Here is an 8,873-nt window from a genome sequence, read left to right as displayed (position 1 = left end):
TCCTGCCTGTAACGCAGCCGCAGCGCCGCATGATGCGCGACGAGCGCATCGAGCGCGCGCGCCAGCAACGCCGTGTCGAGCGGCGCGCGGCTCGTCAGCAACACCGCCTGATTCCAGTGATGACGCTGCGCGAACGGCTGCGCGAAAAACCACGCCTGCATCGGCAGCAGCGCGGCTTCGGCGCCCACGGGCGCGATCTGCGCGGCTTCGGTGCTGCGCTCCGCGCTGTGTCCACGCTCAATCGCCTGCGCGACGCTCGCCAGCTGCTCGACCGACTGACGCTCGAACACCTGACGCGGAGTGAGCTTCCAGCCGCCGCGTCGAGCGCGCTCGACGATCTGCAGGCTCAGGATCGAGTCGCCGCCGAGTTCGAAGAAATTGTCATGACGCCCGACGCGCGCCACGCCCAGCACCTGTTGCCAGATCGCCGCGAGCGCCGTCTCGGCCGCACCTTGCGGCGCTTCCCAGCCGCGCTCGTCGTGGCCCGGCTGCGGCAGCGCGCGCCGGTCGATCTTGCCGTTCGGCGAAAGCGGGAAACTCGCCAGCTCGACCCACGCGGCGGGCACCATGTACTCGGGCAGTTCGGCGCCGAGCGCCGCCGCGAGCGTGGCGCGCTCGATGCGGCAACCCGCGCGCGCGCTCACATAGGCGACCAGCCGCTTGCCGTTGGGACCATCGAGCGCGGCGACGACGGCGGTTTCGACGCCCGGCTGACGCTGCAATACGGCCTCGATTTCGCCGAGTTCGATCCGGAAGCCGCGAATCTTCACCTGATGATCGAGGCGGCCCAGATAGTCGAGCGCGCCGTCCGGCCGCCAGCGCGCGAGGTCGCCCGTGCGGTAGAGGCGCGCGCCCGGCTCGAACGGATCGGGCACGAAGCGCTCGGCCGTCAGCGCGGGCCGGTTCAGATAGCCGCGCGCGAGGCCCGCGCCGCCCAGATAGAGTTCGCCCGCGACGCCTTCGGGCAGCGGATTGAGCGCTGCGTCGAGCACATGCGTCGACACATTGGCGATCGGCCGGCCGATCGGCACCACGGCGTCGCCGGCGCGACAGGTCCAGTGCGTGACGTCGATGGCCGCTTCGGTCGGGCCGTAGAGGTTGTGCACCTGCACGTGCGGCAGACGCGCGAGCGTCTGGTCCTGCAACGGCGCGGGCAGCGCCTCGCCGCTACAGACGATCTGGCGCAGGCTCGCGCAGACGCGCGGCGCGCTAGCATGATCGGCATGATCGACACCGGCACGATCGGCATCGGCGGCGCGGCGGTCGAGCGCGGCGACGAAGGCCTGCAGCATCGGCGGCACGAAATGCAGCGTGGTGACGCGATGCGCGTCGATCAGGCCGACAAGCCGCGCCGGATCGCGATGGTCGCCGGGCTGCGCGAGCGCGAGGCGCGCGCCGGTCATCAGCGGCCAGAAGAATTCCCATACCGAGACGTCGAAGCTGAACGGCGTCTTTTGCAGCACGGTGTCGCGCGCGTCGAGCCGGTAGGCGGCCTGCATCCACGCGAGCCGGTTGAAGAGCGCGCCGTGCCGGTTCGCCGCGCCCTTCGGCCGCCCGGTCGAGCCCGAGGTGTAGATCACGTAGGCGAGGTTTTCCGCATCGAGCGCGACGTCGGGGCACGAGGCGGATTCCTGCGCGAGATCGAGCGTGTCGAGCGCGAAGACGGTGCAGCGCGCGGCGGCGTTATCACCGCTATCCGCGTGATCGACGTGTTGCTCTTGAGGAATCAGCGCCTCGAAGCGCTCGCGCAACGCGTGCTGCGTGAGCAGCAGGCCGATGCCGCTGTCCTCGATCATGTACGCGAGACGCTCGGCCGGATAGTCGGGATCGAGCGGCACGTAAGCGCCGCCCGCCTTGAGAATCGCGAACAGGCCGACCACCATCTCCACCGAGCGCTCCGCGCCGATACCCACCTTCACGTCCGGTCCCACGCCCAGCCGCCGCAACCGCTGCGCGAGCCGGTTCGCGCGCGCGTCGAGTTCGGCGTAGCTGAGCGCGGCGTCGCCGAAAAGCAAGGCGTCGGCATCCGGATGCGCGGCCGCTTCGCGCTCGAACAGCCGATGCACCGGCACGGCCGGACCGTAGTCGGCGTGCGCGCGACTCCACGCGGCCAGCCGCGCGCGCTCGTCGTCGCCCAGATACGGCAGTTCGACGATCGCGCGATCGGGTTCCGCGCACAGCGCCGCGAGCAGCGCCTCGTAATGCCGGCAGAAACGCGCGACGGTTTCAGGCCGATAGCGCGTCGCGTCGTAGCGCGCCGTCACGCTCACCGTTTGCGCGCCGACGCGCACATCGAAACTCAGATCGAAACGCGCGAGCGGATTCTCGGCGTCGACGATTTCCACTTCAAGGCCGTCGAGCGCGAGCCGCCCCGACGCCGCCTCGCCCTGCACGTTGAACAGCGTCTGAAACAGCGGATGGCGATCGGCCTCGCGCCGCACACCGAGTGCATCGACGAGCAGCGGCAAGGTCACGTCGGCGTGATCGAGCGCGGCGCGCGCGTCGGCGCGCACGTTCTCCAGCAGCGCGCGGCCCGTCATCGACGGATCGAGGCGCGCGCGATGCACGCGCGTATCGACAAACAGACCGATCAGGTCGTCGCATTCGGCGAGCGTGCGCCCGCTCGTCGGCACGCCGACGCAAAAATCGCGGCTGCCCGCGTGACGCCACAACAGCAGTTGATACGCAGCCATCAGCGCGACGAACGGCGTGCAGCGCGCCGCCTTGCAACGTTCGCGCAGCGCGGCGAGCGTCGTGTCCTGCAGCGCAAACGTATGCGCGAGCGCGCGGCGTTCGGCCTGCGGCGCGCGCGGAAAATCGCCCGGCAGTTCGAAGCTGTCGTCGGGCGTGCCGATATAGGCGCGCCACCACGCGAGATCGGCCTGGGCCTTTTCGCCCGCGAGCTGTGCGCGCTGCCACGCGGCGAAATCGGTGTATTTCCATTCCAGTGCTTCGGCATCCGAATCATTTTCGGATACCGGATCGCGTAGCGCATCGCCATACGCCCTGGCGAGTTCGCGCGCGAAAACGGCGTTCGAACCGCCGTCGGAAATCAGGTGATGCACGACCACGGACAACACGTGCCAGTGCGGCGCGAGACGCACGAGACGAAACCGCGCCGCGCCTTCGCGCGCGAGATCGAACGGACGTTGCGCTTCGTCTTCCAGCACGCGCGCCAGCATGGCGTTACGCGATGCGTCGTCGAGATCGTCACGATCATCGAGAAAAAGCGGATCGAGCGCCGCGTCGGCACGCAGATCGGCGATCTGATACGGCGTGCCGTCGCGTTCCTCGAAGCGCGTGCGCAGCACCGCCTGGCGCGCACGCACGCGCAACAGCGCGCGGTGCAGCGCCGCGCCGTCGAGCGGCCCGCGCAGATGAAACGCGCGGGCCAGATGCCACGCGCCCGAATCGGGCGCGAGGCGTTGCATGAACCACATGCTTTCCTGCACGGGAGACAGCCGCTGCCACGCGGACGACACGCCGGCGACACTCATTGTTCGTTCTGCGGGAACCTGCATGGCAGCACTGCCTCCTGTTGAATTACCACTGATATTTCGCTCCTGCCAGCAACAGCCGGCCCTGGCCCCAGTAGCAGTAGTTCGCGCTCGTGCACGAGGCGAAGTACTTGCGATCGAGCAGGTTCGACACGTTGATCCACGTCGTCCAGCCTTGCAGGCTCGAGAAGCGGCGGCCGAGGTCGTAACGCAGCGAGAGATCGACCAGCGTCGCCGACGACGTCATGAAGCTGTTCGCCGTATCGCCATACGAGCCACCGATGTAACGCACGCCGCCGCCGAACAGCAGGCCCGCGAGCGGTCCCGCCGAGACCGTGTAATCGGCCCACAGCGAAGCGGTGTTGCGCGGAATGCCGACCGGCACCTTGTCGATATTCGCCGTGTTGCTCTTGGTGTTGAGCAGGTTCGTGTAGGTGTAGCTCGCGATCAGCTGCAGGTTGTTGGTCAGGCTCGCGTGCCCTTCCACCTCGAAGCCCTGCGAACGCACCTGGCCCGTCAGCACGCTGAAGCTCGTGTGCAGCGGATCGGTGGTCGCGACGTTGTTCTGCGTGAGATGGAACGCCGATACCGTGACGAAGCTGTTATAGCCCTTCGGCTGCAACTTCACGCCCACTTCGTACTGCTCGGCCGTGAGCGGCGCGAACGCCTCGCCGCTATACGACGTGCCGACCTGCGGCTGGAACGAGCGCGAGTAGCTGAAGTACGGCGCCACGCCGTTGTCGAACTGATACACGCCGCCCGCGCGCCACGTGAAGGCGCGGTTGAACTGCTCGGTCGTCGCGCCGGTCTTGTACGAGGTCTGATCCTCGTTGGCCCAGTCCTCGCGCACGCCGAACAGGAACGACCACTTGCCGATGTCGACCTGATCCTGCGCATACACGCCGAGCTGCTTGATCGACGTGGCGTTCGAGGTCGCGAACATCGTGGTCGGATACGGGATCGTCTGACCGTAGATCGGGTTGCTCGCTTCCAGACCCGGCGCCGCGCCACCGAAGAAGTAGTGGTTGAACTGGATGTTCTGGTAATCGAGGCCGAACGTGACGTTGTGCTTGAGCGGTCCCGTGTCGAACTTCGCGTTCAACTGGTTATCCACGGTATGCGAATTCACCATGCCGCGGTTCAAGTAGGCATCGCGCGACAGCGTGTCGGTGCCGGTCTTGAAGCCGTCGTTGGCGACGTACTGGATCGTCTGGCTGTTGTGCAGGAAGCGATAGCTCTGCTTGAACGACCACGTATCGTTGAAACGGTGCTCGAGCTGATAGCCGATCGACTCCTGGGTCTTGCGGAAGCTGTCCCACGTCGGCTCGCCCGGGTATTCGCTGCGGCTCGTCCACGTGCGCGGCACCGAGTTGTAGATGCCCGCTTCCGGGTCCGACTGATAGTTCGCGAAGATCGTGAACGTGGTGTCGCGGTTCGGACGGAACTGGATGGTCGGCGCGATCGAGAAGCGCTGCTGGTTCACGAAGTCGGTCTGCGTGCCGGTGTTGTAGCCGTCGGCCGTGACGCGGTAGAGCACGGTGCCGGCCTTGTCGACGGGGCCGCTGAAATCGAAGAAGCCCTGCACGCGGCCATAGCTGCCCGTCTGCATGCCGACTTCGTGATAGGGCGTGTCGGTCGGCATCTTGCTCACGAGATTGACCGTGCCGCCCGGCGAGCCCTGGCCGTAGAGCACCGACGCGGGACCGTGCAGCAGTTCGATGCGCTCGAACATGTACGGATCGAAGCTCGTCACGTTGTAGCCGAACCCGCCGTTCGGACCGGGCGTGCGCAGCCCGTTCCAGAACTCGTCGACGAGGAAGCCGCGCGCATAGAGATATTCGAGCGAGTCGGTGTTGGTGCCGCGCTGTTCGGGGTTGATGCCCGAGGTGTAGCGCAGCGCCTGCGCCACGCTCTGCGCGCCCTGCACGTCCATCTGGTCGCGCGTGACGACCGAGATCGCCTGCGGCACCTTGATGATCGGCGTGTCGGTCTTGGTGCCGGCCTCGCTGCGTTTCGCAACATAGCCGACCACCGGACCCGTGGCCGTTTCCGTGCTGGCCGTGCCCTTCACGACCACGGCCGGCAGCTGCTGGCCGCCCTGGGCCGGCTGCGCGGCCGTCGCATCGGATGCCGCCACCGGCGCAGCCGTCTGCGCACTGGCGATTTTCGCGATCGCCAGCGCCACGACCGCCGTCATCGTGCGCAGCCTGATGCGCTTCGCCCTGCCCGTTCCCGCCTCGCCCACGCCGTTATCCATGTGGTTCAATGACTCCCCGCCCCATCCCCGATTCATGCCCTTGCGCCCTGTTCAAAAATTTAAGTTAAGCCTCAATACAAATGCGACTCATTACTATTGTCATTCGTATGCGGCACGCGGAGGATAGAATACGGGCTGTGCTTCGCCGTCGTCCTGTCAAATAGCTGCGCGAAACCCTCGAAATTTGACGGTTTTGCCATATTTTTTCCGTTGACTCACAAAATGACCGAGATCTGGCAACGTTTTAACGGTATGCAGCGGCGATATCTCAAGCGCCCTGTCATTGCCAAACGCTATGACTTCGAAACCGGCGATAGCGAGAGCTGGCACTCGCATACGCAGCCTCAATTCGTCTACACGACGCGCGGCGTGCTGCGCGTCATCACGCCCGACGGCGCGTGGACGCTCGGTCCGTACCGCGGCCTGTGGATCGCGCCGCTCGTCGCGCACGAGTTGCAGGCGGTCAGCCCGACGGTGATGTACACGGTCTATTTCGAGGTCGATGTCGCGCCGCGCGACGAACCGCGCTGCCACGTGCTGATGATTTCGTCGCTGCTGCACGAACTGGTGGCGGCGCTCGTGCTCGATCAGCAGAACGGCCAGGCCGAGCGCCGCTCCGCGCTGATCGACCCGCTGCTGCTCCAGGAGATGCGTGAGGCGCAACTGGCCACCGAAGGTCTGCTGCCGCTGCCGAAGGATCGCCGTCTGCAACAGATCTGCGGCCAGTTGATGGACGCGCCCGCCGACAACACGCCGCTCAACGACTGGGGCATGCGCGTGGGCGCGAGCGAAAGCACGCTCGAACGCGCCTTCAAGGACGAAACCGGCCTGACCTTCGGCCAGTGGCGTCAGCGGCTGCGTCTCGTCGAGTCGATCTCGCGGCTCGCCAAGGGCATGGCCGTGTCGACCATCGCGACCGAGCTGGGCTACAGCAATTCCAGCGCGTTCATCACCATGTTCCGGCGCGCGATGGGCGAGACGCCGCAGCGTTTCCTGCGCAATCGCGGCGGGCTGGAAGCGGGCGCGGCGCAGACCCCTCAATAAGCGGCACGACAAGCGACGCAAGCTCACGCGCCCTGCCGCGCCGCCAGCAACGCGCTCAGCGACGCCACGCTCGGGTGATCGAACACGTCGCCCGGCGCCAGCTCCACGCCGAGCTTGCGGCGGATGCGCGCGACCAGCTTGATGACGAGCAGCGAGTCGCCGCCCAGTTCGAAGAAGTCCTGATCGTCGCCGATCTCGTGCGGCGCGAGGTCGAGCAGCGTCGCGAACAGCTCGCGCACGTCGGCGTCGAGCGGCTGGGCCAGTGAAGTTGCCTGGGTTTGCATAGCGGTGAATCCTGAATCCAGAGTGATGAAAAAAGGCGCGCGCGGCGCGCCCGCATGTCAGACCGTCGCCGCCAGCACGTCGGCGCGCGCCACGAGTTCGCTCATCGCCACGACGATCTTGCGCGGCCCGCTGAACGGATCGCGCGCGTGCGCGACCAGCATGTTGTCGAGCATGATCGCGTCGCCCTTGCGCCACGCGAAGCGCACCGCGCAGCGCTCGTAGGCCGCGCCGATGGCGGCCATCGCCTCGTCGCCGATCTCGCCGCCGTCGCCGAAATACGCCTGGCGCGGCATGCGTTTCGCGCCCGCGAATTCGAGCAGATCGAGCCGCACGTCCTCGTCGAGACAACTCACGTGATGCAGTTGCACCTGGTTGAAGAACGCGCGCTCGCCCGTGCGAGGATGCGCGATCACGGCCGGACAGACCGTGCGCGTCTGCAATTCGTCATTGGCGAGCCATTCGTACTGCACGCCCGCGGCCTCGCAGCGCGTCTCAACTTCGCGGCGATCGTCGGTGTGGAAGAACTCGCGCCACGGCACGTCGAGTCCGCGCGTGAAAGTGCGCACGTACATGATCTGCCGGCGCTCGAACGCCTCGACGAGCGCCTCGTGCAGCACCCGCAGCATCGCGCGGCAATCGACGATGGGCGTCGCGCCGCCGACCGGCGAAGGCTGTTCGCAGAAGAAGAACTGGCGGCGCGGCCAGTGCGGCTGATGCGCGCTTTCGTTGTGAAACAGGATCATCTGCTTCTCGGGATACGGCGTGGAGCGGTAGGTGTTGCGCCCGCCCTCCTTCTTCGGCAGGTCGCCGTATTCGCCGTACAGTCCCGGCGAGATGGTCTCCGCGAACGCCTCGAAGGCGGCGGGATCGGCGAGGCCGAAGTCGCGGAACAGCACCGCGCCGTGGCGCAGCAGCGCGGCTTCGAGCGCCTCGCGATGCGTGCGGACCCACGCGCGCGCGTCGTGCGCGGGATCGAGCGGCGCGCGCGGCGTCAGCACCAGCGGCATGGCGCGGGTGGCGTCGAGCAGGGACGCCTCGATGGCGGCGTCGGGAAATAGCGATGCGTTCATGATTTCAGCACTCTCGTTCTGGGCTGCGGGCGTCGTGCGCGACATCCGCGGATAAGGGCAAGGAAAGCGCAAGCGGCGCGCGCGGTTCGGCGCTCACCGCGTCGAGCGTCGCGCGCCACGCGTCGAACGCGCGCTCGATGGTCGCGGCGTCGAACAGCGCGCTCGCGTAGACCCATTCGACGTCGTAGCCGCCGTCCACGGCTTCGACGAACAGCGCCATGTCGAATTTCGACTGCGTCGTCGGCGGGCGCAGCAACTCGACCGCGAGTCCCGGCACGCGCGTGTTGCCGCGCGGCAGGTCGCGCAGCACGAACAGCACCTGCACGAGCGGATTGGCGTCGCGGCGACGCTTGAGCGCGAGCGCGTCGACGATGCGGTCGAACGGCAGCGCGCGATGATCGAGCGCGTCCCACGTCGATTGCCTGGCGGCGTCGAGCCACGCGTCGAAGCTCGCGAGATTCGCGCCGTCGGCGGCGATGCGCGAGCGCAGCGGCACCACGTTGACGAAGAAGCCGATCAGCGCTTCCAGCTCGGCGCGCTCGCGTCCGTCGACATCGGTGCCGATCACCAGATCGTCCGCGCCCGTGTGGCGATGCAGGAACCACTGGAAGCTCGCGAGCAGCACGGCGAACGGCGTCATGCCGTGCGCCTGCGCGAGCGTGCGCACGCGTGCGCCGAGCGTCGCGTCGAGCCGGAAATGGCGCGCCGCGCCCGCGTGCG

At 67.4% G+C, this 8,873-nt stretch carries 6 protein-coding genes; 1 reads left to right on the top strand and 5 read right to left on the bottom strand.

Translation table 11 applies throughout. The annotated features are described in order from the left end of the window. Together G3N97_RS33395 and G3N97_RS33390 are read right to left on the bottom strand one after the other, a co-directional pair. The coding region (locus tag G3N97_RS33395; RefSeq protein ID WP_205997165.1) for a non-ribosomal peptide synthetase at window positions 1-3,497 on the bottom strand (3,497 nt) is incomplete at its 3' end. Window positions 3,498-3,543: 46 nt separating this feature from the next. Beyond that, window positions 3,544-5,754, bottom strand: a complete 2,211-nt coding sequence (locus tag G3N97_RS33390) for a TonB-dependent siderophore receptor (protein ID WP_205997164.1) — start codon at window positions 5,752-5,754, stop codon at window positions 3,544-3,546. 222 nt (window positions 5,755-5,976) lie between these two features. On the opposite strand from G3N97_RS33390, the gene G3N97_RS33385 reads away from it, so the two are divergent. Further along, complete coding sequence (locus tag G3N97_RS33385; RefSeq protein WP_205997163.1) at window positions 5,977-6,798, top strand: helix-turn-helix transcriptional regulator; 822 nt, start codon at window positions 5,977-5,979, stop codon at window positions 6,796-6,798. A 23-nt stretch (window positions 6,799-6,821) separates the two neighbouring features. On the opposite strand, the gene G3N97_RS33380 is transcribed toward G3N97_RS33385, so the two are convergent. From G3N97_RS33380 to G3N97_RS33370, 3 genes are all read right to left on the bottom strand, one after another. Beyond that, complete coding sequence (locus tag G3N97_RS33380) at window positions 6,822-7,082, bottom strand: acyl carrier protein (RefSeq protein ID WP_110329062.1); 261 nt, start codon at window positions 7,080-7,082, stop codon at window positions 6,822-6,824. Window positions 7,083-7,139: 57 nt separating this feature from the next. Beyond that, complete coding sequence (locus tag G3N97_RS33375) at window positions 7,140-8,153, bottom strand: TauD/TfdA family dioxygenase (protein WP_241030992.1); 1,014 nt, start codon at window positions 8,151-8,153, stop codon at window positions 7,140-7,142. A gap of 4 nt (window positions 8,154-8,157) precedes the next feature. Then, the coding region (locus G3N97_RS33370) for a condensation domain-containing protein (protein ID WP_241030991.1) at window positions 8,158-8,873 on the bottom strand (716 nt) is incomplete at its 5' end.

Origin of the sequence: Paraburkholderia sp. Ac-20347 (genome assembly GCF_017104805.1) — a bacterium.
GTDB classification, from domain to species: domain Bacteria; phylum Pseudomonadota; class Gammaproteobacteria; order Burkholderiales; family Burkholderiaceae; genus Paraburkholderia; species Paraburkholderia tropica.
Note: the sequence above shows the minus strand (reverse complement) of the source record. Positions and strands in the feature narration are given on the sequence as shown.